This is a genomic window from Bacteroides stercorirosoris, assembly GCF_900142015.1.
GTDB classification, from domain to species: Bacteria; Bacteroidota; Bacteroidia; order Bacteroidales; family Bacteroidaceae; genus Bacteroides; species Bacteroides stercorirosoris.
Genome location: NZ_FQZN01000024.1, coordinates 19781 through 45782, shown reverse-complemented (window position 1 = coordinate 45782; position 26002 = coordinate 19781). Strand labels below are relative to the sequence as shown.

General features: G+C 46.0%; 21 protein-coding genes and 1 other RNA gene. 17 read left to right on the top strand and 5 right to left on the bottom strand.

Annotated features, from left to right (window positions below):
- Positions 1 to 12 precede the first annotated feature (12 nt).
- The 3 genes from phoU to BUC01_RS17285 all read left to right on the top strand — a co-directional run bounded on the left by phoU (position 13) and on the right by BUC01_RS17285 (position 2369).
- On the top strand, positions 13 to 708 hold the full coding sequence (phoU, locus tag BUC01_RS17295; protein ID WP_025831197.1) for a phosphate signaling complex protein PhoU: 696 nt from the start codon (positions 13 to 15) through the stop codon (positions 706 to 708).
- A 426-nt stretch (positions 709 to 1134) separates the two neighbouring features.
- Positions 1135 to 1737 (top strand): riboflavin synthase, encoded by a 603-nt coding sequence (locus tag BUC01_RS17290; RefSeq protein WP_073314346.1) that lies wholly within the window; start codon positions 1135 to 1137, stop codon positions 1735 to 1737.
- Between the two features lie 95 nt (positions 1738 to 1832).
- A complete protein-coding gene (locus tag BUC01_RS17285; RefSeq protein WP_025831198.1) occupies positions 1833 to 2369 on the top strand; it encodes a nitroreductase family protein in 537 nt (178 codons plus the stop codon).
- 84 nt (positions 2370 to 2453) lie between these two features.
- Here the strand turns inward: BUC01_RS17285 and BUC01_RS17280 are convergent, their stop codons facing one another.
- From BUC01_RS17280 to gadC, 3 genes are all read right to left on the bottom strand, one after another.
- Positions 2454 to 3770: a YihY/virulence factor BrkB family protein gene (locus BUC01_RS17280; RefSeq protein WP_025831199.1), complete on the bottom strand. Its 1317-nt coding sequence runs from the start codon at positions 3768 to 3770 to the stop codon at positions 2454 to 2456.
- Positions 3771 to 3802: 32 nt separating this feature from the next.
- Positions 3803 to 4206, bottom strand: an RNA gene (gene rnpB / locus BUC01_RS17275) — RNase P RNA component class A.
- 296 nt (positions 4207 to 4502) lie between these two features.
- Complete coding sequence (gadC, locus tag BUC01_RS17270) at positions 4503 to 6119, bottom strand: glutamine/gamma-aminobutyrate antiporter GadC (protein WP_073314344.1); 1617 nt, start codon at positions 6117 to 6119, stop codon at positions 4503 to 4505.
- Positions 6120 to 6309: 190 nt separating this feature from the next.
- Between gadC and BUC01_RS17265 the strand changes: the two genes are divergently transcribed.
- The gene (locus tag BUC01_RS17265; RefSeq protein ID WP_073314342.1) at positions 6310 to 7038 is read left to right on the top strand and encodes a potassium channel family protein; all 729 of its coding nucleotides are present in this window, start codon (positions 6310 to 6312) and stop codon (positions 7036 to 7038) included.
- 744 nt (positions 7039 to 7782) lie between these two features.
- Here BUC01_RS17265 and glsA read toward each other — a convergent pair.
- Both glsA and BUC01_RS17255 read right to left on the bottom strand, forming a co-directional pair.
- On the bottom strand, positions 7783 to 8748 hold the full coding sequence (gene glsA, locus BUC01_RS17260; protein ID WP_007216361.1) for a glutaminase A: 966 nt from the start codon (positions 8746 to 8748) through the stop codon (positions 7783 to 7785).
- A 66-nt stretch (positions 8749 to 8814) separates the two neighbouring features.
- Complete coding sequence (locus BUC01_RS17255; protein ID WP_025831200.1) at positions 8815 to 10257, bottom strand: glutamate decarboxylase; 1443 nt, start codon at positions 10255 to 10257, stop codon at positions 8815 to 8817.
- Between the two features lie 615 nt (positions 10258 to 10872).
- On the opposite strand from BUC01_RS17255, the gene BUC01_RS17250 reads away from it, so the two are divergent.
- From BUC01_RS17250 to BUC01_RS17190, 13 genes are all read left to right on the top strand, one after another.
- On the top strand, positions 10873 to 12120 hold the full coding sequence (locus BUC01_RS17250; protein WP_009132133.1) for an efflux RND transporter periplasmic adaptor subunit: 1248 nt from the start codon (positions 10873 to 10875) through the stop codon (positions 12118 to 12120).
- Between the two features lie 80 nt (positions 12121 to 12200).
- Positions 12201 to 13517 (top strand): ABC transporter permease, encoded by a 1317-nt coding sequence (locus BUC01_RS17245; protein ID WP_073314340.1) that lies wholly within the window; start codon positions 12201 to 12203, stop codon positions 13515 to 13517.
- Positions 13518 to 13522: 5 nt separating this feature from the next.
- Positions 13523 to 14818, top strand: coding sequence for an ABC transporter permease (locus BUC01_RS17240; RefSeq protein ID WP_025831201.1), 1296 nt, complete (start codon positions 13523 to 13525; stop codon positions 14816 to 14818).
- A gap of 18 nt (positions 14819 to 14836) precedes the next feature.
- Entirely contained in the window at positions 14837 to 16126 is a 1290-nt protein-coding gene (locus BUC01_RS17235) for an ABC transporter permease (protein ID WP_073314337.1), read from the top strand.
- Positions 16127 to 16132: 6 nt separating this feature from the next.
- Positions 16133 to 17419 (top strand): ABC transporter permease, encoded by a 1287-nt coding sequence (locus BUC01_RS17230; protein WP_073314335.1) that lies wholly within the window; start codon positions 16133 to 16135, stop codon positions 17417 to 17419.
- A gap of 174 nt (positions 17420 to 17593) precedes the next feature.
- Positions 17594 to 18259 (top strand): ABC transporter ATP-binding protein, encoded by a 666-nt coding sequence (locus BUC01_RS17225; protein ID WP_025831202.1) that lies wholly within the window; start codon positions 17594 to 17596, stop codon positions 18257 to 18259.
- Positions 18260 to 18318: 59 nt separating this feature from the next.
- Positions 18319 to 19593, top strand: a complete 1275-nt coding sequence (locus BUC01_RS17220) for an ABC transporter permease (RefSeq protein WP_073314375.1) — start codon at positions 18319 to 18321, stop codon at positions 19591 to 19593.
- A gap of 15 nt (positions 19594 to 19608) precedes the next feature.
- Complete coding sequence (locus BUC01_RS17215) at positions 19609 to 20871, top strand: FtsX-like permease family protein (protein WP_073314333.1); 1263 nt, start codon at positions 19609 to 19611, stop codon at positions 20869 to 20871.
- Between the two features lie 26 nt (positions 20872 to 20897).
- Positions 20898 to 21530 (top strand): GIN domain-containing protein, encoded by a 633-nt coding sequence (locus BUC01_RS17210; protein WP_034524156.1) that lies wholly within the window; start codon positions 20898 to 20900, stop codon positions 21528 to 21530.
- Positions 21531 to 21550: 20 nt separating this feature from the next.
- A complete protein-coding gene (locus BUC01_RS17205) occupies positions 21551 to 22102 on the top strand; it encodes a GIN domain-containing protein (RefSeq protein WP_159106497.1) in 552 nt (183 codons plus the stop codon).
- Positions 22103 to 22132: 30 nt separating this feature from the next.
- Positions 22133 to 23425 carry an ABC transporter permease gene (locus tag BUC01_RS17200; protein WP_073314331.1) on the top strand — a complete coding sequence of 431 codons (1293 nt, stop codon included), beginning with the start codon at positions 22133 to 22135 and terminating at the stop codon, positions 23423 to 23425.
- Positions 23426 to 23458: 33 nt separating this feature from the next.
- A complete protein-coding gene (locus BUC01_RS17195) occupies positions 23459 to 24697 on the top strand; it encodes an ABC transporter permease (RefSeq protein WP_073314330.1) in 1239 nt (412 codons plus the stop codon).
- A gap of 24 nt (positions 24698 to 24721) precedes the next feature.
- Positions 24722 to 26002, top strand: coding sequence for an ABC transporter permease (locus BUC01_RS17190; RefSeq protein ID WP_025831205.1), 1281 nt, complete (start codon positions 24722 to 24724; stop codon positions 26000 to 26002).

Here is a 26002-nt window from a genome sequence, read left to right as displayed (position 1 = left end):
AATAGAAATATCATGGTAAAGTTTATCGAATCGGAACTCGTCTTACTAAAAAAAGAGATAGACGAAATGTGGACCTTAGTATATAACCAGCTCGACAGAGCAGGGGAGGCGGTACTGACCTTCGACCGTGAACTGGCACAGCAGGTGCTGGTACGCGAGCGCCGTGTGAATGCCCTTGAACTGAAAATAGACAGTGATGTAGAAGATGTCATAGCCTTGTACAATCCCGTAGCCATCGACTTGCGCTTTGTGCTTGCCATGCTGAAGATCAATACAAACCTAGAACGTCTCGGTGACTTTGCCGAAGGTATAGCCCGTTTCGTGTTGAACTGTAAGGAGCCGGTACTCGACCCGGAACTTCTGAAACAATTGCGCCTTGAAGAGATGCAGGGACAGGTGCTTTCCATGCTGGAACTTGCCAAGAAAGCCCTGCAGGATGAAAATCAGGATTTGGCTACATCTGTGTTTGCCAAAGATAATCTGCTAGACGAGATAAATGCTGAAGCCACTACCATTTTGGCAGGCTATATTGCCAAACATCCTGACAGTGTCCTTCCTTGCCTGAACCTTGTCAGCGTCTTCCGAAAACTGGAGCGTTCTGGCGATCACATCACCAACATTGCCGAGGAAATAGTCTTCTTTATCGATGCGAAAGTGTTAAAACATAGCGGAAAGACCGATGAGCATTACCCTTTCAATAAGAAATAAGCTCTTTTTTAGCTAAAATTTAGTGTTTGTTAGAAAAATGCTATATATTTGTCCATTGAAAACGATTGCGGATGTAGAAAGGCTGCATAATTGGTAATAAAACCAAAGAAATTTCAAAAAGATGTTATAAGACATGTTTTTAAATTTGGTAAGTAACCTGAAAAGCCGCTATATTTGCACCGTTATCCTGAAAACAATCTTTTTACCTTAAAAAAAAACTAATACCTATTGAAAACTGAAAAAGAGGGCTTTGTGAAAAGCTCTCTTTTTTTATGTCTATGTTCCATCTAATTCGTATCTTTGGGGAAGATAAACCGCATCCCAGCATAACTTTTTTATGTAAGCATGAAAGTTCTGCACTTGATTTGCATTATCTTTGTATTCTCCAAATAAGGAATAACAAATCATTAAATCGTAAATAGAATTATGTTTTCCGGAATAGTAGAAGAATGCGCCACTCTCGTGGCATTGGTAAAAGAACAAGAGAACGTACATTTTACGTTCAAGTGCTCATTTGTGAATGAATTGAAGATAGACCAGAGTGTGTCTCACAATGGTGTATGCCTCACGGTAGTCAGTATGACGGATGATTCCTATACGGTTACGGCCATGAAGGAAACGCTGGAGCGTTCCAATCTCGGACTTCTGAAAGTGGGAGACAAGGTGAACGTGGAACGCAGCATGATGATGAACGGCCGCCTCGACGGGCATATCGTACAGGGACATGTGGACCAGACCGCTACCTGCATTAATGTGGAAGATGCCGACGGAAGTTATTACTTCACTTTCCGGTATGCTTTCAATAAAGAGATGGCAAAGCGTGGATACATCACTGTGGATAAAGGCTCTGTAACGGTAAACGGCGTCAGTCTGACGGTGTGTAACCCGACGGATGATACTTTCCAGGTAGCTATCATTCCTTATACTTTCGAAAACACCAATTTCCATGATATCAAAGTGGACAGTGTGGTGAATATCGAATTTGACATTATCGGCAAGTATATCAGCCGGATGATACAGTTTAAATAATAGTTCGCCACAGATTACGCAAATAGCACAGAAATATTTTCTTTTTAATCTGTGTTTATCAGCGTAATCTGTGGTGCAGTAAAAGCATATATCAAATGGATTTTTTACAATTAGTCGCTTCCCGTCAGAGTGACCGCGCTTATGACATGACGCGTGCCGTTGAACCGGAGAAGCTGGAACGGATATTGGAAGCTGCCCGACTGGCACCTTCGGCTTGTAATGCGCAACCGTGGAAGTTTGTCGTAATCAATGATCCGGATCTGTCCGTTAAAGTAGGCAAAGCCACTGCGGGGTTGGGTATGAATAAATTTGCCAAAGATGCTCCTGTCCATATTCTGGTTGTGGAGGAGTCGATGAATATCACTTCATTTCTGGGCGCAAAGATTAAGGATAAATATTTCCCGTTGGTAGATATCGGCATTGCGGCTGCACATATCACATTGGCTGCCGAGAGCGAAGGATTAGGCTCCTGTATTCTCGGTTGGTTCGATGAAAAAGAGATTAAGAAGCTGGCCGGTATTCCGTCTTCCAAACGTTTACTGTTGGTAATTACCATCGGCTATTCTGTAAAAGAGAAGAGAAAGAAGGCGAGGAAACCGAAAGAAAAGGTGGTTTCTTACAATAAATACTGAGAGATATTAAGTTGAGAATGGAGAGTTGAGAGTTGCTGTGCAGCATGATAGCACAGCAACTCTCAACTCTCCATTCCCAACTTATTAAAGGTCTTTCAGTAGCACATGGCTTGCGCTTCTGTAATATTCTTCCCGCGCTTTAGTCAGCACATTCCATTGTTCGCTGAACTCTTTGTCCTTATCTATTTTGAAGTCTTCCGAACCGTGTGTGTCGAGTCTGTCTAATAAGAGTGCGACATTCATTTTGTTGATATCCATGGAAGGCTGGAAACCTATATCATCATTGTTCTCATCTATTACTTCGTGCAACAGATTGATTTCCTGTAGTTCATAAAGAGTCTGGTGTGTCAGCCGGATGGGTATTTGGCATTCTTCCGATATCTCTTCGGCGGTGTATGGTTTGGCATCTTCTTCAAATCTTTTGGCAATGAGGGACATGATAAGGATGGAAACAAAGTCCCGAAACCTTCGGCTGATGTTTTCAGTATCCTTATCGAAACTGAAGTTCCGTATGTTCTGCCCTGCATACGTCAACTCTGCACCGAACAGGCAGATCGTCCATGATATTTGCAGCCACAGTAAGAACAACGGGAGTGCGGCAAAACTACCGTAAATGGCATTGTAACGTGATACCCACAACTGACCGCTGATATATAGGAACTGAAATGCCTGATGTGCCGTTCCTGCAAGGACGCCCGAAATGAGTGCATGTTTGAATTTCACTTTGGTGTTCGGCATATAGATATACAGTCCCGTAAACATGAACCATGTCAAGGCAAAAGGGATAAGACGGATTAGAAATTTCAGGATAGGAGCGAGCAGCACAAAGTCCTCAATGTACTTCAACGTCGTACTCATGAAGATGGAAAGACCACCCGAAATCACAATCAGGATAGGCATCAGCAGAAACATGGAAAAGTAGTCTGTGATTTTACGGTACATGCTTCGTGCTTTCTTTACTTGCCAGATGCGGTTGAAAGTAATTTCAATGTTGCTGATCAGATTGATAACCGTCCATAACAACATGATCAGACCTACTCCGATGAATATGCCGCTCTTGGTTTCGGAAAGATAGGAATCTACGAACTGGAGGATGACTTCTGTGGTCTGGTTATGGCCTCCGAATCCCATTCTCACCTGGTTTTCCATCAGATTGGAGAAGCCGAAACCGCGTGCTATGGCGAATAGGATGGCAAGTATGGGCACTATGGCAAGCAGGGTGCTGTAGGTCAGCGCGGAAGCTTTGTTCACCAGCCTGTCTTTGGTGAAGCGGTTGATGCACAGGTAGATGGTTTTGATTATATTGTAGAGGGAGAAAGTCGTTTTGGTGACTTCGTCTTCCGTAATACGCCAGATGTCGTATGTCAGAAACTTCCAAAGAGCAGTAATACGTTTATTCATAATCAATGAAGAATGAAGAATTAAAAAAGAAAAAAAGCAGTCAGTCTGTAAGCCGGGTTCTGTACTCTCCCTTCATGGAGAATTCTTCATTGTTCATTCATAATTCTTCATTCAGAAAAGTGTCTGTCATTTATCTGAGCCGCATGTCACCATACAGGCTTTAGCGGTCTACCCTCCGACATGGAGCGAGCAGCTCTCATAGCGTCGGTTTACATGACCTTACAACTCCCAAGACGCACAGCCCTTGTGTCACCACAAGACTGGTAGGCTCTTACCCCACCTTCTCACCCTTACCGATACCCCGGAGGATACCGGCGGTTATTTTCTTCTACGTTACTCTACCCTCGCGGACAGCTTTCTGTTAGGAAGTGGGATGCTCTGTGTTGCCCGGACTTTCCTCATACGCCGAAGCGCAAGCGACAGACCGACCAACTGCTTTTATCTTGCAAAGATAGTGTAAACAGGGGGGAGAATAAAATGATTCGTTCATTTCTTTGCGAATATGATTCTTTTCACCACAGAGGATACGGAGGACACAGAGTTTTTAATTTAACTTTTCATCTGCAGATGGCACGGATGAAGCGGATTTTTTAAGGCCGCTCCGAGGCATGACCTTACTTTCAAAAGCATAAGTTTTCCCCTGAATCCGGCCCATTTCATTATAGCTTCATAAAAAATGGGGCTGTACAAGTGATATGTACAGTCCCATTTCCATGATTTCCGGTTATGTTCCTACGACTTAGGTGTGCCGGAATTATTTGTTGTACCAGTGGGGGTTGAGGTAGGATTTGCATGAGGAGTTGCCGTAGCTGTGCTTGTTGTTCCTGTAGAGGTAGTTGCTTTGGCAGCAGATGTAGCTGTTGCCGTAGCTGTTGCAGCAGATGCAGCAACTTGGGGTTGTACTTCCCAGTGGAAAGGCTCGAAATTAGTGTTCGGGTCAACCCAGGACGGTTTCTTGCAAGCGTAGATGATGAACGGAGCTGCCACTACAACGATGGCACCGATAATCAATACGGAGAACCAAACTGTATTGCTACCCGTTGAAATCTGACTGGGCGGGATAAAGCTCAGGATGAATGCCAACAGAGAACCACAGAAACCGAGTCCGCCGATGAACCACATCAAACCGTTACCACCCTTACCGATACGGAACGGACGGTTCAACTTCTTCATCTTGTAACGCAATACGATAGCTCCTGTAAACATCAACATATACATGATAAGGTAAAGAACTACTGTCAACTGTGACAGGATCTGATAGAAACTCTGTACGGAAGGCATTACTACGAACAAGAGGCTCAATACTGTTACAGCACCACCTTGTACGAACAGGATGTTCTTCTGTACACCCAGTTTGTTTGTCTTCTGGAAGAACGGGGGCATGTAACCTGCCTTACCTACGGCAAAAATACCTTTGGACGGACCGGCAACCCAAGTCAATACACCTGCCAGCACACCGAATGCAAGAGCAATAGCGATGATCGGTGATAACCAGGAAGCATGGATGTACTTGAAGTAATTGTCGAAACCAACCAGCAAGCTTTGTGTCAGACTGATGTCTTTGGCCGGAATGATAACACCCAGTGCGAAAGTACCCAGTACGAAAATGATAACTGTGATAGCTGCACCGATAAATACTGCTTTCGGATAATTCTTGGAGGGGTTTTCTATATCCTTAACGTGGATACCGCCCATTTCCATACCGGCATAAAAGAGGAAAATACTTGCGGCGAGTACGACGTTGTCGAAGTTCGTCAGATCGGGGAAGAAGCTGCTGTGGAAGTCCAAATTGGAATGTCCGCCTGTAGCCAGATAAATGATACCCAGGATAATCAGCAAGGCTGCCGGGATAATGGTACCAACCATACCACCGACTTTGGCTACTTTACCTACCCATCCCATACCTTTCAATGAGATGAAAGTGGCGAGCCAATAGATGATGAGCACTACGGCGAGTGTGTAGTACTTGTTACTTGCCAACGACATATCGTGCGCGTCGTTCATTCCGATGAAGGCGATGGATACGGCGCCGAATGTCAATACGGTGGGGTACCAGATGGTACTTTCAATCCATTGCACCCAGATGGCAAGGAAACCGAGCCGCTTACCATAGGCTTCGCCTACCCAGCGGAACACACCACCTTGTTTGTCCTGGAACATCGCAGCCAATTCCGCAGCGACAAGTGACGTCGGTATAAGGAATACGATAGCTGCAAATAAATAGTAAAAGGCCGAACTCATTCCGTACACGGCCTCGGCAGGTAGTCCACGTAGGGATACTACTGCTGTTACATTCATGATTGCGAGGGTGAACACACCCAGCTTCACTGTTTGTTTAATATTTGCCATAAGTTAAGGTTTTAGGTGAAAAATATGTTTTAAAATCAGTCTCTATAACAACGACCCGGTAGAGTTGTTTTCGGGGATAAAGTGAAAGTTGGTAAATTAACACTTAAACAAATGTCTTGTGCAAGACGTTTTAGGGCAATCAGACAGAAATCAGTAATATATTAAATCAGAATAAATAATAGGTATTATTATGAAAATGGCTCTTTCAGAATTTGCATTACGAGAGAAGGGAATTTATGGTGTCTTACACATTGTGATTCTGTTACTTTCGTTGTTTTTAGTGGTTAGTATTTCAGTAGATACATTCAAGGGTATTCCTTTCTATACTCAGACGGTATTTATGAAGGTTCAGTTTGCGGTGTGCGTATTGTTTTTGCTGGACTTCATTCTGGAGTGGTTTTTAGCAAAGCATAAAGGACGTTATTTTGCCACTCACTTCGTTTTTCTTCTGGTAGCTATCCCTTACCAGAGCATTATTTCCTGGGCCGGATGGACGTTTTCCGAAGAAATCACTTACCTATTGCGTTTTATTCCTTTAGTGCGCGGTGGTTATGCATTGGCCATTGTGGTGGGGTGGTTGACGTATAATAAGGCATCCGGTCTGTTTGTTACCTACCTGACGACTTTGCTTGCTACGGTTTATTTCTCCAGTCTGGCTTTTTATGTTATGGAGCATGGGGTGAATACATTGGTTACAGGCTATGGGGATGCTTTGTGGTGGGCGTTTATGGACGTAACGACGGTTGGTTCCAATATTATTGCTGTGACGGTGACGGGGCGTGTGCTGTCGGTTTTGCTGGCGGCATTGGGTATGATGATGTTTCCGATATTTACGGTGTATGTGACGAGTCTGGTGCAGAGGAGGAACCAGAAGAAACAAGAGTATTATAAGGAGTTGCAGGGAGGGGATATAAAGTAATGTTGTGTGTGTGTACTTTTTCTTTCGGCTTGTCCCGAAAGAAAAAGATACCAAAAAGAAAGGGACCCCGGCTACGTCTCCGGTGCTACTCCGACACTGCCATTCGCAGACGGGGCTCGAACTCGCTTCGCTCAAACAGATCGCCCCTTACCTGCGCCTGACAGTGCCTACGCTTACGCACCTACGCCTATGCCGGAGGGCTGCGCGGTGGGGGATTAGTTTGTGTTTGTACAGAAATGGATGATAGATTACTGATGAGGTTTTGTTAGTTTGTTGATAATCAATAGATAATATTTACCGATTGTTTACTGCCTAATGTAAAAGCATTTACTGCCGTATGTAACGACCTTTACCACTTATTGTAACGCTCTTTACCTCGGTATGTAACGACCTTTACCTCGGCATGTAAATGGAGTTACTGTGTGGGGTTAACAAAGTTACCATTTGGGGTAAACAGAATTTCCATAATAGGAAGTGACTTACTTTACGCCGCATGGTCTCCCGGCCTCACTGTAGGTGCGTAAGCGTAGGTGCTGTCAGACGCAGGTAAGGGGCGATCTGTTTGAGCGAAGCGAGTTCGAGCCCCGTCTGCGGATGGCAGTACCGGAGTAGCACCGGAAGTGCAGCCTTGAGTTTTTCTTTTGGTATCTTTTCTTTTGTCTCAAGACAAAAGAAAAGTACAAGCGCCGCCTATCCTCTCCGGACTGACGACGCCTTTTATTTATGAAAAAGAGAGATTGTTCTTTATTCTACAATAGTCACACGGTCACCATTGAACACGCCCAAACCCAATTTGTTCATGATATACTTGATGGCGAGTTGTGATTTAACAGAATTCCCCGCTTCATCCAAAGGAGGTGCGAATGCAGCTGCGCCGAATACTCCGGGCAGTACAGACATAACTCCACCACCTACACCGCTCTTGGCAGGTATGCCGGCAGTGTACATCCAGTCACCTGAATGTTCGTAGAAACCTACGGTAGAAATCATGGAAGTAATCTTCGGAGCTAATGAAGCTTCAAACACTTCTTTCTTGGTGACAGGGTTTACACCACTGTTGGCGATGGTTCCAGCAGCAATCGCCAGTTGTCCGGCAGTGATACCTAATGAACATTGACGAGTGTACAAGTCGAGTGCCATATCCGGATTATCGTAGATACGGTTGTAGTTCTTCAGTAACCATGCAATAGAGCGGTTGTTGAAGTTCGTAGCCGTTTCCGACTTATACAGCTCATCAATCAATTGTGGAGCTGAACCGCACAAATCAGTAATATTCTGAACGATAGCTTCCCATTTCTTATCCGAATTGCCCACAGGCTCAACCATGGAACATGCTGAGATGGCACCCGCATTTACCAATGGGGTAGAAGGGTGATCATTCTCCAGCAAAATGGCGATGATTGAGTTGAAAGGTAATCCTGTAGCATCTGCACCAATCATATCCAGCACCTTCTGTGCTCCGTATTGACGGAGGATAAGGATGGCTGTATGTACTTTGGAAACAGATTCTATACCGAAGCGGTAGTCAGTGTCACCTATATTAATGGTTTGTCCGTTCATCAGACAGATGCTGATACCGAACAGATTCTTGTCGATGTTGGCAAGGTAGGGGATGTAATCGGCATTTTTTCCCCCGGTGTTACCCTTTACCTGTTCATAGGCTTCCTGGGCAACCTCTTTTAGTTGAGAGATTGAAATCTTTTTATCCATAAGTTTTCTTTTTAGAATTGACAAGGGGACGAGTTGGCTTGTCCCCTTGTTGATTGGTTCCCTTAATTATTTTGCTGCTTTGTGAGCTTTACAACCGTGATTGAACACTTTAGCTTCTACCGGCAAGTTCTTTTCCTGAGCCATGCGGGTAGGAGTAGGATAATCCAATTTCTCCAGTTCAGTGATAGCATTCTTGATGTCGCCCAGCAACATGTCTGCCATGTCGCGGCTGAAGCCCTGGCGTACTACCACACGCATTACGACGTAGTCGTCCAGTTTAGAAGGCAGGGTATAAGCCGGTACCATCCAACCATGTTGCGACAGTTTATCCTGAAGGTCGTACAACGTCCATTTAGCATTCTTGGTGTACTCCGGTTTCATGTACCAGATGAACAACGGGTTCACCACTTCTTCTGAATAGTTGACGAACGGTTCCATCTTGGCGATTTCGTCATGGATATACTTCGCAATGGTCAGCGAATTATACTGCACTTCTTTGTATCCCTGGAATCCTAAGCGAATGAATTGGTAGTACTGACCCAGGATTTGAGCAGCAGGACGGGAGAAGTTCAAGCCGACCTGAGTAATGTTTGCACCCAGATAGTTTACGCTGAATGACATTTCTTCGGGCAGATATTCTTTGCCTTTCCAGCAAACCCAACCCAGACCCGGATAAACGAGACCGAACTTATGTCCGCTGACGCTGATAGAGAGAACCCACTTCAAACGGAAGTCCCATTTCGTTTCAGGATAGAGGAACGGCAGGATGAAACCACCACTGGCAGCATCTACATGGATAGGGATATCGTAACCGGTCTTGGCGTTGTAAGCATCGAGAGCTTTGTCCAGTGCTTCTACGTCATCGTTCAGTCCGGTCCATGTCACACCCTGAATAGGTACGATACAAATGGTGTTTTCATCACACATCTTCAAGGCTTCTTCCGGATCAAGAGTAGTCTTGTCAAGGGTCAAAGGCACTTCACGCATTTCAATCTGCCACAACTGTGCGAACTTTTCCCATACTACCTGGAAACCGGTTGAGATAACGAAATTAGGTTTATCGAAAGGTTTGCCTTGAGCCTGGCGTTTTTTACGCCAACGCAACCATGCTGCCACGCCGCCCAACATACATGCTTCACTTGAACCAATGGCCAGCGCACCTGTTTTCCAAGTATCCTTTTCCGGAGAGTTCCACAGGTTTGCTACGATGTTGATACATTTTCCGTTCATCACGGCGATACGGGGATATTCCGTTTCGTCAATGTAGTTGATGTTGATAGCCTCGTTCATCAGCTTGGTGGCGTAGTCGTCCATATAAGTGGTAACGAAAGTGGCCAGATTCAGACGGGGTTGAGTTTGAGCGAAAGTTTCGTCTTTTACCATCTGATAAGCAATCTCGGGAGTAGTAGGTCCATCAGGGATCTTCTCTACCGGAGAGGGTTGCAACATTCTGTTTGATCCAAACACTTCTGTTTTGGCATCACCTTTTCTGAAATTTACATCTTCCATTTTACTAATATTTTAGTTTAGGTTTAGGCGGCGAGGATTTTCCCCGTCGAATTTCCCACAACAACGGCGTTTGCAGAGGAAAGTTCCGGGGTTTTACATATTTTGGCGTTTATTAAAGGGAAGGTAAATGATAATTTACCAGCGTGTATCCCCTAAGCCTGAAAGGCTTTTATCTTATAGCCCAGGGTAACACCCTGGGTAATGGATGCTCCCACAATCTTACGCCCTGTAAGGGCAAAAGCCCATGTGGGCTGTTATGCCCTTACAGGGCGCAGGGATAAACATAACTCAATTCCCAGGGCGTTGCCCTGGGCTATAAGATAAAAGGCTTTCAGCCTACCAGGTACTATCACGTCAATGAGTATGCCGAAAGGAAACCTTGATCCAGCGCTACGCCGCTAAATTATCATTTATAAAACTAATTGATTTATCCGAAAATGTACAGGGTGTTCGATATCGGACACCCTTCTTTTTTCTCTATCTGCTTGTTTTCAGCTATTTACATTTTTGGCACGCATTTAGTATATATAAATAATGTGAATAATATGTCTGTTCGTTTTTGAAAGCGGGCGAAGGCTGAAAACTGATGAAATAATAAATAACTCAATATTCAACATGGACAGAGAAATACCAAAAGCAGTGCGTAACAAAGAGCGCAACAAGAAAATTATCCGTTACGGCGGCATCGGCGTGGCAAGTATCATCGTTATAAGCGTACTCATTTCATTGATGCGTACAGGAGTGAAAACAAAAGACCTGGTACTTTCTACAGTAGATAAGGGTACGATTGAAGTTAGTGTAAGTGCATCCGGAAAAGTGGTGCCGGCTTTCGAGGAGATTATCAATTCTCCTATCAACACCCGTATCGTCGAGATATATAAGAAAGGTGGAGATAGTGTGGATGTAGGTACACCGATTCTGAAACTCGACTTGCAAAGTGTAGAGACAGACTACAAGAAGTTATTGGACGAAGAGCAAATGCGCAGTTATAAATTGGATCAGCTACGGGTAAACAATCAGACTAAACTGAACGACCTGTCAATGAAGATTAAGGTTTCTGCTATGCAGTTGAACCGTAAGAAAGTGGAATTGCGTAATGAGCAATATCTTGACAGTCTGGGTTCGGGAACTACGGATAAAGTGCGCCAGGCAGAACTTAGCTATAACGTGGCCCAGTTGGAGTACGAACAATTGAAGCAGCAGTATGACAACGAGAAAGAAGTGCTCGCTGCCGAATATAAAGTGCAGGAGTTGGATTTCAGCATCTTCCGCAAAGGTCTTGCCGAGATGAAGCGTACGCTGGACGATGCACAGGTTCGCTCTCCGCGCAAAGCTATCCTTACCTATATCAATAACCAAATCGGTGCACAGGTGTCTCAAGGAAGCCAGCTTGCCGTAATCTCCGATCTTAGCCATTTCAAGGTGGAAGGTGAAATTGCAGATACGTATGGTGACCGTGTGGCCGCCGGTGGCAAGGCGATTGTGAAGATTGGCAGTGAGAAACTGGAAGGTACGGTCAGCAGTGTGACACCGTTGTCAAAGAACGGAGTGATTTCTTTCACCGTACAACTGAATGAGGATAATAACCGCCGTTTGCGTTCGGGCTTGAAGACAGATGTATATGTGATGAATGCCGTGAAAGAAGACGTGATGCGCATAGCCAATGCTTCTTATTATGTAGGGCGTGGCGAGTATGATCTCTTTGTGCGTACTTCGGATAAGGAAATCGTGAAGCGCAAAGTGCAACTGGGTGACAGTAACTTTGAGTTTGTAGAGGTTATCAGTGGTTTGCAGTCGGGTGACCAAGTGGTGGTGAGCGACATGAGCCAGTATAAAAATAAGAATAAGCTGAAGTTGAATTAGCTACGAGCTACAAGTACCTTTCGGGGTGAGGGTTGCAGCAACTCGTAGCTTGTAGCTTGTAACTTGAAAATAAAAAAGATATGGTAAGAATCTATTTGAAGCAAGCATGGGTCTTGTTGAAGCAGAATCCGCTTTTCAGTACTCTTTATATAGTCGGTACAGGGCTGGCTATTGCTATGACCATGATTGTTGCTGTGATTTACTACGTTAAAGTAGCTCCGGTCTATCCGGAGGTGAATCGCATGCAAACGCTTTATCTGACTTCTGCAAGCTTTCAAAAAGGAACGGAGCCAAATAAACAGACTTTTCAATGGGCTGTTTCCTATCAGGCATTGCAAGAGTGGTTTTATCCGTTGAAGAATGCTGAGGTTGTTTCCGGTTTTATGAATAACAGGTCAGATGACAATTATATTCAACCGGCCGACCGCAGCGGGGATTTTACAGTAAGTTTAAAGTTGGTTGACCCGAATTTCTTTCGTATCTATCCATTTAATTTTTCGGAAGGTAAGCCTTTTACTACGTCCGACCTTGAAAGCGGTATCTGTACGGCCGTCATAACAGAAGAACTGGCCCGTCGTCTGTTTGACACGGCCGAAGGTGTGGTGGGACGCTCATTCAGTTTGGATTATGTCAATTATCGCGTTTGTGGTGTTGTGCGTAGTGCAAGTTACCTGACTTCGGATTCATACGCTCAAGTCTATATTCCTTATAGTGTAATTCCTAAATATCGTGACTCCAATTATGGAATACCTTATTTAGGTGCATTTGGCGTTACTTTTCTTGTAAAGGACGATGTGCAAGCCGAAGCGTTGCGTGCCGAAATTCAGGAAATTGTCCGTAAGGAAAATCTGTTGCATGCGGATGAATGGCAGGTGAATCTTTGGGAACAACCCACATCCCATTTGCAGCGATTGTTTAAACCTTATCCTAGTATGACAACCGGTGCATGGGCACAGATACGCTATCTTCTTTTAATATTGCTGGTGCTCCTGCTGGTTCCTGCCCTGAATCTGAGCGGGATGATAGCGAGCCGTATGGAAAGCCGCTTGTCGGAGATGGGAGTACGTAAGTCCTTCGGTGCTGGTCGTGGCGGATTGCTTTCGCAGGTGATGTGGGAGAACCTACTGTTGACATTGCTGGGTGGTCTGTTGGGATTGTTGTTGGCCTGGTTCGCCCTGTATACTTGTCGTGAGTGGGTATTTATGATATTGGAAGACTGGGCCGAACCGGTTCCGGAAGGAGTGAATGTGTTGGTTTCCGGTGAGGTGCTGTTTGCCCCGGCGGTATTTACTGTTGCTCTTTTGTTCTGTATCTTGCTGAATTTATTATCAGCATTGATTCCGGCATGGTATGCACTGCGGAAGCCGATTGTGTATTCATTGAATGAAAAAAGATAAAGACTATGCTGAAACTTATATTAAAGAACCTGTGGGCACGCCGTCGCCGTAATGGCTGGTTACTGGCGGAATTGATTTTGGTCAGTATTGTTACGTGGATTATCCTTGATCCGGTTATCGTGACGACGTATGACCGCAGTATTCCTTTAGGCTATGACACCGACCGCCTTTGTCTTGTTACTCTCAGTACCTTGCAGCCACAAGCGCCCGGTTATGATGAAGAGGCTGAGGATTCGGCCATGATTATGAAATCTTACTTCAACCTGACGCGACTGGTTAAGGACTATCCCGGTGTAGAATCGGCTACTCCGGTATTGGGTTTCGCTTATCCCAATTCTACGGGGAATGCCAATACATCTATCCGTGCGGAAGGTGACACATTGGATTTGCCGGTGATGATTATGGAATTTATACCTCATACGAATTTCTTCGAAACTTATGGTTTTCGTTCCGGACGAGGCAGGACACCGGCCGAATTATCGGACTATGACTATACGGAAAATGACATCGTAATGACTGAAAATACGGCTGAACATTTGTTCCACACTAAAAATGCGGGTAATAAGCGTTGTTGGTCCAGAGAGGGGAATGATACAATTTATTCGCCGGTTATCGGCGTAGTGGGAAACTTTAAGGCAACCAGCGATTCCCGTCCGGCTCCTGTCATTTTTCGTCCTTTGATATCTATCGATATGGAAGATGCTTACGATGATATGCGGATATTGCTTCGTCTGAAAGAGAATGTGAGTATGAAGCGTTTCTTGCATGATTTTCAACCGTGGATGGTGAAAGAGTTGCGAGCCGGTAATCTTTTTGCCCGTAACGTCCGGTCTTATGAAGCATTGATAACGAAAAATGAGTCTTATGATGTTACGCCGATGTATCGGCGTAATCTGGCAATGGCGGCATTCTTTTTAATTAATCTTTGCTTGGGTGTTATCGGTACTTTCTGGTTACAGACACGCACACGTCGCGAAGAAGTGGGAGTGATGCTTTCCTTTGGCGGTACGCCGGGATATATTGTCCGCTTGTTGATGGGTGAAGGAGCGATGCTGACGTTTATAGCTGCATTGACAGGTTGCTTGCTTTATTTGCAATATGCTGTCAAAGAAGGATTGGAGAGAGGCAGCAACTGGAGGCAGATTATTGATGAATGTTGGGTCACGGATTTCACGCAGCATTTCCTTGTTGTGTCACTCATCGTTTTCTCTATCCTGTTGGCGGTGGTATTGATCGGGATCTATATTCCTGCCCGTAAGATCAGTCGCATACCGCCGACAGAAGCATTACGTGACGAATAATAGAAATACAACTATACTATGATTAAACTTTATCTGAAACAAGCCTGGACGCTGATAAAGCAGCATCGTCTCTTTACCGGTATCTATGTGGTGGGTACAGGGCTTTCAATAGCCCTTGTCATGACAATGTTCATCATCTTTTATGTGAAGTTTGCGCCTATATATCCCGAATATAATCGCAACCGGATGAGCGTATTGAAAATGATGAAATCTTATCCCAAGGATAATGACAAGAGTTGGAACTGCTCCAGCGTCAGTTACGATGTGGTGAAAATGTTGCAAGAATTGCCACACTTGGATGCTATTGGTGCCGCTTCAGGTAGCTATCGGGAATATTACGTGGAAGTTCCTGACAATAATGAGCCTGTCGGCATTACTCCGCTTTATGCCGATGCGGGATTTTGGCAGGTCTTTACCTTTCGTTTTCTGTACGGAAAGCCTTTCACACAAGCGGATATCGATGCGAAACGCAGGGAAGTGGTAGTTCCGGTAAGTCTGGCAAGGCGGCTGTTCGCGGCGGATGATGTGGTGGGCAGGCGTTTTAAGATGGATGCGCAGGAATACCGGGTTTGCGGTGTGGTGGAGGATGTTTCTGCCGCTACGCCTTCTACCGTAGGAGATTTATGGATGCCGATAACGCTTAACTCCTGGATTAAGTCGGACAACACCGGAAAGTTGGTTGGTAGTGCGGATATATATATGACGGCTCCCACTGCTGCCGACAAAGAAGCCTTGAAGAAAGAAGTGCGTGAGGTGTTCCGGAAATTCAATCTTGCCGCTCCTAAATATATGAATGACCTTATGGGACAACCCGATGACTACTGGGTCAGCACATTCCGCGTAAATTCTTGCGGAGCCCCTGACTTGGCATCCGAGTTGAGGGTATATCTTTATATGTTGCTTGCCCTGCTCTTCATTCCTGCCATGAACCTGAGCGGCATGATGTCTTCGCGTATGGACGAACGCCTTTCCGAGTTGGGAGTGCGCAAAACATATGGTGCTACCAACGGAAGCCTTATAGGACAAGTGTTGTGGGAAAATCTTCTGTTCACCTGTATAGGCGGTCTGCTCGGCCTGTTGATTTCTTATCTGATTGTGCTGACGGCAAGCGACTGGATACTGACTCTGTTCGACAGTTATACGGATGCCGGGAAGACACCTTTCCTCTCGTTCGAGATGCTATTTAATCCGATGGTTTTCTGTATGGCATTCGGACTTTGCGTATTGCTGAACCTCATCTCTGCGCTTATTCCTGCGGTATGGGCATTGCGCCGGAATATAATTCAGTCGTTGAACTCTAAACGTTAAGATGCTATGATGAAGATAATAAGACACCAGTTATGGAATCAGCGCCGACAGAATGGATGGATATTTGTGGAACTGGTCATCGTGAGTTTTTTCCTCTGGACGGTAATCGACCCTATCTATGTGCTGACCTCCAATCTCGCCATAGCTCCCGGCTATGATGAAGAGCGGGCATACGTACTTCATATGGATTATTATGATGAATTGCATGGTAAGTTTGACAAGACACAAGACAGCGTTGCCATCAGGCAGGAAAATCTATACCGCATCACCCGCTTGGTGAAGAATTGCCCGGAAGTGGAAAGTTTTGCCTTGGTGACTAATGCAAGTTTTCCGAATTGCAATTCGTGGAATGGCGGACAATACTTCAATGACACACTGAAGGTGCATTCGCAGTATTACCTGTTTGTGCAGGCAGAGGGTGGTGATGTGTTCCGTACATTCGGCATGAAAGACGCCAAGAGCGGGCAGATAATGTCTTTGCCCGAAGATTGTGCGGCTCGTGAGGGAGTATTTGTCTCCGAACGTATGGCAAAGGAACTTTTTGGCACCGCAGATGCAGTGGGCAAGAAGGTGCGATATGGTGACAGTACTTTCCATGAAGTGATGGGGGTGCTGCAGGATTATAAGCACCGGGTTAATGAACAGCCGGGTAACCTGTTGATACAGGTGAATGGCAAGATTCCAAACCATAACTGGATTCAACGGATGTATATGGTCACTTTCCGGTTAAAGCAGAATGTGGATGTTGCTGCTTTTGAGAAACGTTTCAAGGCGGAAGTGGTGCCACAACTCACCGTCGGTAATTTCTATTTCACGAAGTTGGGACGCTTCGCTGATATTCGTCGTCAATATGAAAATGAGAGTGGGGTGACAAATACTTTGCGCCTGCAATATTCATTGGCGGGATTTGCCTTGCTGTGCGTGTTTCTCGGTATGGTGGGCACGTTCTGGATACGTTGCAATGCACGAAGACAAGACATCGGGCTGATGCGAAGTATGGGAGCTACCCGGAAAGGAATCTGCAGTCAGTTCCTTACGGAGGCATGGTTGCTGGTGACGGTGGCATTTGTTGTTTCTCTGCCGTTGACAATACATCGCGTTTATGCGTCCGGTTTTGCCAATCCTACAATGGATGGAAATCCCGATTACTGGCAAAATCAGCCATATACACACTTCTTTATAGTCAGCATACTGACTTATGTAATATTGCTTATTATTGCTTTACTGGGCACTTATGCACCCGTCACCCGGGCAGCGAAGATATTGCCTGCTGAAGCTTTGCGTGATGAATAGGATAGGAACGGACAACTGAAAACGAACAGAGTGTTCATTTTCGGACACCTGTCCGTAAACTTAATTGTCTGATAATGAGTAAATGTCTTTTTTGGCATACCATTTGATTAATAAATGTGAAGAACAAATAGATAGTAAATAGAATCAATTAATAACAATTAAATACTTACCATTATGATTAAATTGACTGAGATAAACAAGATTTATCGTACGAATGAGATTGAAACCGTGGCGTTGGAAAATGTAAACCTCGAAGTAGAAAGAGGCGAGTTCCTCAGTATTATGGGACCTTCCGGTTGCGGAAAATCTACGTTGCTGAATATTGTAGGTCTTCTGGATGCTCCTACAAGCGGGATTATTGAGATCGACGGTACTCGTACGGATGGTATGAAGGATAAGGAACTGGCTGCTTTCCGTAACAAGAAATTGGGTTTTGTATTCCAGTCTTTCCACTTGATTAACTCATTGAATGTGCTCGATAATGTAGAACTTCCTTTATTATATAGAAAGGTGTCCGCCAAAGAACGCCGCCGTTTGGCAGAAGAAGTGCTGGCGAAGGTAGGTTTGAGCCACCGTATGCGTCACATGCCGACACAACTCTCTGGTGGTCAGTGCCAGCGTGTGGCTGTTGCCCGTGCCATTATTGGTAATCCGGAGATAATCCTCGCCGATGAGCCGACCGGTAACCTGGACTCTAAGATGGGTGCTGAGGTGATGGAACTGCTGCACCAGTTGAATAAGGAAGACGGGCGCACCATCGTGATGGTAACCCACAATGAAGAACAGGCGAAACAGACAAGCCGCACGGTACGCTTCTTCGATGGTCGTCAGGTAGAATGACGGGGCAAGTGAAAGAATGAAAAATGAAATAGTGAAACTATGAAAGGAAGGAGAGTATGATGCAAACGATTCGTCAGGCTTTTACGATTCTGAAGCAGAATCCGTTGCTGAGCACTATATCCATACTGGGTACGGCTTTCGCCATTACCATGATTATGGCTATTGTGATTACCTGGCAAACAAAATATGCTGACCTGGAGCCGGAGGTGAATCGTAGCCGTTGCCTCTATTTCTCTGCTATGCACATACAGGGAAAGGAGAATAAGGATTGGAATATCTATGGCAGACCTTCGGCTGCATTTATGAAAGAGTGTATACAACCACTTCCGGAAGTAGAGGCTTGCACGGCTTTCGGTACGCCAAATGTGGCTCTGGTTTCTCTGACTGATGGGAACAACCGGTTGAAAGTGGATGCTATGAGTACTGATTCCGATTTCTGGAAAATTTTCAAGCTACAGTTTCTCGATGGAAGAAGTTTCACAAAGGCGGAGCGGGGAGGAGACATGCAGTCGGTGGTTATTTCCGCTTCCGTGGCCCGTAAATTGTATGGAACGGTGGAGGCTGCGGGACGGCAGATGTTGCTGAACAGGGAGGTGGTACGTATCATCGGAGTCGTGAAAGATATTTCTGTCACTGCCAAAGACGCTTATGCACAGGTGTGGACTATGTACCATCCGGGTGAACTGGACGTAACAGGCTGGCGGAGCTATAGCGGAACCAGGACTATTGCCGTATTGGCACGTACTCCTGATGATTTTCCTGCCATCAAACAAGGAGTCGAGAAACGGGTGAAGGACATCAATGCAGGTATGGAAGAGAGGCAGATAGATATTATGGAACAACCCGATAATATTGTAGCACACGTAAACCATGTATGGTCCAATATAGGGCCGGATTTGCCGATGCTGTATCTGCAATACGGAATCGCCTTGTTTATTATCTTGCTGGTGCCCTCGCTCAATCTGTGCGGACTGAGTAATAGCCGCATGCAGCAACGTGTCGGCGAGTTAGGCGTGCGCAAAGCTTTTGGGGCTACGGATGGCACGCTTATCCGTCAGATCTTGAATGAGAATCTGGTGCTGACGTTGATAGGAGGCGTGGTGGGATTGATATTCAGCTATCTTGCAGTCTATGCCATGCGCACGTGGTTGTTCACCAATAGCGATAATGTTGGTACGGCGGGCGATTTCAGTCTGAGCATGGACGCATTGTTCAGCCCGATGGTGTTTGCCCTGGCTTTTGTATTCTGCCTGGTGATTAATCTGCTGAGTGCGGGATTGCCTGCTTGGGTTGCTACCCGCCGCACGATTGTGGACTCATTGAACGATAAATAGAAGGAGGAAAGTTTTATGAAATTCATATTACATAATTTACGCATGATCGGGTCGCGCCTGCATAGCAACGGATGGGTGCTGGCCGAACTATTCCTGGTATTCATCGTGATGTGGTTCCTTTGCGACTCGCTGGGGTGCCTTAAATATACCTTTTACCGCCCCCTGGGCTACAACATCGACCACGTTTACCGGCTTAACACGATTATAAGCGGTCCCACCAGTGATACTACCCTGACGAATGCCGACAGATATTTACGCGCCTTGCAGAAACTGGAACAGGAACCCAGCGTTGAAGCGGCCGCCTTGTGTTACTGGAGTCTGCCGATGAGTGGAAACAATAGCAATAACTCACTGGCTGCTCAGGACACTATCTGGGTGAATGGGCGTATTATAAATACAACTGGTGGATACATTGACGTCTTTCGCATGAGCGATGACCCGCAACGCCCCTTTGCCAAGATGCCTGCGGGGTGGAATAAAGTAATGCTGAGCCAAGCTACTGTTGATCGTTTCAAGAAGAGAATGTCGGCATTTTCGCTGGATACTCCGTTGAGTAAGCCTGGTGATACAACTTCAGTTGTCGTACAAGCCGGAACGATAGGTGCTTTCCGGACCTACCGTTATGGAAGCGATGCCGGTTGGTATTTTTACCGTCTGGACGAGAACTTACTAAAAACGCAGTTTGCCGATGAATGGGCGGAAATAGTCTTCCGTGTGAAGCCTGCCGCCGATGGTCCGGACTACCGGGCGAAGTTCATCCGTGAGATTGCACCGCGACTGGATGTAGATGACTTGTTTGTGGCGGATGCCGTGCCCTATACTGAGCAGCAGTTGGAGTTTGAAGTCATGAATGGTGATACGGACAAGGTGAACAGTCAGACTATCGTAGTGCTTTTCCTGTTGGTAAACGTATTCCTGGGACTGATCGGAACATTCTGGTTCCGCACTCGTCGTCGTCGCAGTGAAATAGCTTTGCGCTTGGCGATGGGTAGTACAAAGAACCAAGTATTCCGCCTGCTGGCTGGTGAGGGATTATTGCTGCTTGCATTGGTGATGCTACCTGCTATGATTGTTTGCTATAATATAGGTGTTGCGGAATTTACCATTGGGCGGACGGAGCTGATCGCTACTTGGCCTGTAAAATGGAGCTTTGTACGCTTCTTGCTCGGCTCTTTGGGGGCTTGGCTTCTGATAGCATTGATGGTGATAGTGGGTATTTGGTTCCCAGCGCGGCAGGCAATGAATATACAGCCGGCCGAAGCATTACATGAAGAATAAGAAATATATTGGTATTAATCATTAATATGAGAAAGATTATGAAAGCTTTATTTATAACCCTGAGTTTATTATTTGCCGCAGTAGCAGGCACAGTATATGCAGCTAACGAGAAAGACCCGCAGGTGAGCGAAGTTCGTAAAGTAGCGGCTTTCTCCTCTGTGGAAGTGACGTCTGTAGCGACGGTGTATTTCACGCAAAGCGATAACTATTCCTTGAAAATAGAAGGCAGGGAAGAGTATGTGACGACTACCACCACCGAAGTGAAGAATGACTGTCTCGTCATTGGCTTCAAGAACAAAAAAGATGGAGATAATAGTCGTAACAAAGGTGTGAAGATATGGCTCACTGCTCCCGACCTGAAGAATGTGGAATTTACCGGTGTCGGTTCCTTCAATTGCGACGAAGCCTTGAAGCTGGGCGATGTGAAGTTTGAAATAGAAGGCGTAGGCAAGGTGAATGTGAAAGACCTCACCTGCAACTCCCTCGTTGTAAAGATGGAAGGTGTGGGCAAGGCTGATATCCATGTGAATTGTGACCGCCTGCGTGCCAGTATGGAAGGCGTGGGTAGCGTTACTTTGAGCGGACAGGCACGTCAGGCAAACATCTCTAAAGGTGGTATTGGCGGAGTGAATACACGTAACCTAAAGGTTGGAGAATAACCCTATCAGAAACAATGCATATGAAGACTATATTTTTGTCCCTGAGTTTAGTATTTGCTGCCATCTCTGCCAACGGATATGCCGCCAACGGAGAAGATTCGAAAGTTACCGAAAATCGGAAGGTTGCATCCTTCTCTTCTATAGACGTAACATCCGTACCAACCATCTACTTCACGCAGGGTGATACCTACTCTCTGCGAATAGAGGGAAGAGAGAAGTCGGTAAAGAGCACCACTACCCAAATAAAGAACGGATGTCTTTTTATTGTCTTGACTGAACCGGAACGTAACATCAGTTTTATTGAAGGCCTGAAAATATATCTGACTGCTCCCGACCTGAAGAAAGTAAAACTTTCCACGCTGGGATCATTCATTTGTGAAAGCCCATTGATACTAAAAGACGTAGCACTGGAGGCGCAAAGCGTAGGTGAACTGAAACTAAAACTACTTACCTGCCAATCCCTCTCCATTTCTGTAAATGCTGTAGGAAGCATCAACATTTCCGTTGATTGTGATGATTTGCAAACAAATATGAATGGTATCGGCAGTGTTGTCCTCAATAATCGACGATAAATTCGTCTTAAGAATAATCTTATAATTATTATGATTAAGCAATATTTTACGCAAGCCTGGACACAGCTACGGCAACAGCCGATAATCAGTGCTGTCAGCATAGCAGGTACGGCACTTGCCATCTTCCTCATTATGCTGGTGGTGATGATGCAGCAAGTGAAGGTAGCGCCTTTTGCTCCCGAAAGTAATCGTGACCGCTTTCTGCATGCGCGCTACATGAGTATTACCAATAAAAACTGGGGCGACGGCAGCAGCAACGGGCCTATGAGTGCGAAGACAGCACGTGAGTGCTTCCAGACGCTGAAGACACCTGAGGCAGTGACTATTTATACTTGTATGGTAATCTCTACTCCGGTCAATCTTCCGGGACAACCCGCCATAGGTATCGACCTGTTGCAGACGGATGATATTTTCTGGCGCGTGTTCGACTTCTCATTCACTGCCGGGAAGCCTTATGATAAGGCGACGTTCGATGCCGGGTTGCCAGTAGCGGTTGTCACGGAAAGTGTAGCCAGAAAACTGTTTCAAAGTACAGAAGTTGAAGGACGTGAGTTTTTGCTAAACCATGCACCCTATAAAGTAATAGGTGTAGTGAAAGATGTTTCTACGTTGGCTACATCTGCATACGGACAGGTATGGGTGCCTTATACCTCAACAGAGATAGCTATAAATATGTGGAGCGATGGACACATGGGTATGATGAGCTGCACCATCCTGGCACATGACCGCGATGACTTCGATGCCATCCGTGAGGAAGCCGAACGGCGCAGACAGGAGTATAATGTGTTGATTGGTGCCGATGGCTACGAGTTGATTTACCGTAACCGCCCCTACGACCAGGAGAAAAGTGCAATAGCCTTTTCTGCCAATCAGGAACCGGACGTGAATCAGGCACGCAGGCAGAGACTGATAATCTTTGTTATCCTGCTGATAGTGCCTGCTATCAATCTGAGTAGTATGACGCAGAGCCGCCTCCGTCAGCGCGTGGCCGAAATAGGTGTGCGACGTGCATTTGGCAGTACACGGTTGGAACTGATGGGACAAATCATTGCCGAGAATCTTGTAGTGACCCTGATGGCTGGTGCACTGGGGCTATTGCTCAGTGTGGCATTTGCTTATTTGGGTAATACATTATTGTTTGCGCAGGAGTTCAGCCAGACGCTCAGTCCTCCGGTAGTGGATACCAGCATATTGCTGCATGCCTCCACCTTTGGCTGGGCATTGTTGTTCTGTTTTATACTGAACTTATTGAGTTCCGGCATTCCGGCATGGCGTGCATCGAGAGTAGGAATTGTAAATGCATTGGGCGGACGCCTGCATTAATCACTCATCACTAAACATTAATCACTGAAAGAAATGACTAAGAAACTTCTTACACAGATAAAGAATGAATGGCTCTCAAACCTATGGTTGGCGTTGGAGCTGCTGGTGGTGAGCGTAGTGATGTGGTATGTGGTGGACTACCTTTATACCCGCGCTGCCACTTACATGGAACCGCGAGGCTTCAACATAGAGCACTGCTATCTCATTGAATTGGGAGAACTGACACCCAAGAGTCCCGATTATACGCCTGATAAGACCGGGGATGATACTCATGCGGATATCACCGAACTGCTGGAACGCTTGCGCCGCCGACCGGAAGTGGAGGCTGTCAGCCTTTCGCAAAACTCCTTTCCTTATAATGGAAGCAATAGTACCGACCTGGTACGTTATGATACGCTCCAGTCACCCGGCTGGACCATCCGTAGAATGGTTACTCCAGACTTTGTGCGTGTCTTCCGCTATCAGGGCACGCGGGGTGAAACGCCCGAACAATTGGCGGAGATGCTGGAACGCGGTGAATTTCTTGCTTCTGATAATCTTTATAGAAAGTACGACCGTAAGTTGACGGAGTTTGTAGGCAAACGTTTCCAGCTTTTCGGTGATACGACCAAGACGTATCAACTGGGAGCCGCCTTGCAGGATGTACGCTATCATGACTACGACCAGGCTCGTTCTTCGTATTGCTTCCTGGCCAAACAGTCTTTCTATTATATAGGTCTGGAACTCTGTGTCCGCGTCCGCGAAGGGCAGGATAACGATTTTATCACGAAATTGAAGAAGGACAGCGAAAGCCAGTTCCGTGTAGGCAATCTTTTTATTTCGGAGATCCGTTCGTTCCACGAAATACGCCGCAACTTCCAGCAAGCATGGACCAATGATATCCGTAACTATGTGATGGGTATGGGATTCCTGCTGCTGAACATCTTCCTCGGACTGCTTGGAACATTCTGGTTCCGTACGCAGCAACGCCGTTCGGAGATTGCATTGCATAAAGCACATGGGGCAACGGACCGTGCTATTTTCCGCCGACTGCTCAGTGAAGGCTTGTTGCTGCTGGTGGTTGTTACGCCTATTGCACTGGTCATTGACTGGAACCTGGCGCACATGGAACTGAATTCATGGCGTAACGGTACGACGCTGGAATGGGACAGATTATTACTCTGTGCGGGTATTAGTTTTGTATTGATGGCGTTGATGATTGCCATCGGTATCGGTATTCCGGCACGTAAAGCAATGAAAGTGCAGCCAGCTGAAGCCTTGCATGACGAATAAGTTTTTAAGATAAAACGAAATATTATGATACGACTCTACTTTCTTCAGGCATTTTACCATTTGCGCGAGAACCCGATCATTACCTGGGTGTCCATATTAGGTACGGCAATGGCAATCTGCATGATTATGGTGCTTGTTATTACTTTCCAGGTGCGACTCGTGGATTGTGAACCTGAAGTGAATCGCTCGCGTACACTTTATGTTCCTTATATGTCTGTAAAGCAAAAAGGAAAATCAGATAACGAGTCTGCCAATTCTTCCATGTCCGTGCGCACCGGGCGTGAATGTTTTCGTGCATTGACCACGCCCGAAGCTGTAACTTTGGCCAGTGGGGTCGATAAAGTTCGTGCTTCGGTTCCTTCCGGACCGAAGGTGGCAGCAGATATGGTACAGACAGATGAGGCATTCTGGACGATTTTCAGTTTTCGTTTTCTGAATGGCGCAGCATTTACCAGAGCCGATTGTGATGCCGGATTACCGCGTGCTGTGCTGAATGCTACTATTGCCCGCAGGCTATTTGGTACTACTGATGCAGTGGGACGTACAGTGCAACTGAATTATGTGGATTATACTGTGGCAGGGGTTGTTGCTGATGTCTCCATGCTTGCCACGGCTGCTTATGCACAGATATGGGTACCTTATACTGCTGCGGGCGCAGAAGCTATGTCCTGGCAGAATGACACGATGGGACCCATGCATGCCATTATCCTTGCACACTCGTCTGCGGACTTCGATGCCATTCGTGAGGAAACCGAGCTGCTGCGCAAAAAGTATAATGACGGGTTGCAGGATGTAGAAGTCTTTTATCGCGGTCAGCCTGATACGCAACTGGCTTATCTTTATCGCCGCTGGTATGCAGAACCTGATGTCCCGGGAGTGATGTTGCGCTATGCTATTGTTGTCATCATATTACTTCTTGTTCCGGCGGTTAACCTGTCCGGCATGACCCTTTCGCGTATGCGTCGTCGTATGGCTGAAATTGGGGTACGCAAGGCTTTCGGTGCTACGGGCGGCGAATTGATGCGGCAAGTCTTTTTCGAGAATCTGGTGTTGACGTTGCTGGCCGGTATCGTTGGTTTGGCGCTGAGCTACGTTGCTACTTTTGTGCTGAACGGTTTCCTTTTCAGCAATTCGATGAATGCCTCTCTGAGTGGTGAGACTGCACTGACACCGGGGATGTTGCTGTCACCGTGGGCATTTATTGCAGCATTTGCATTCTGTCTCCTGATGAACATACTTTCCGCAGGTATTCCTGCATGGCGTGCTTCCCGGATGAATATTACTGATGCTATTAATCAAAGATAG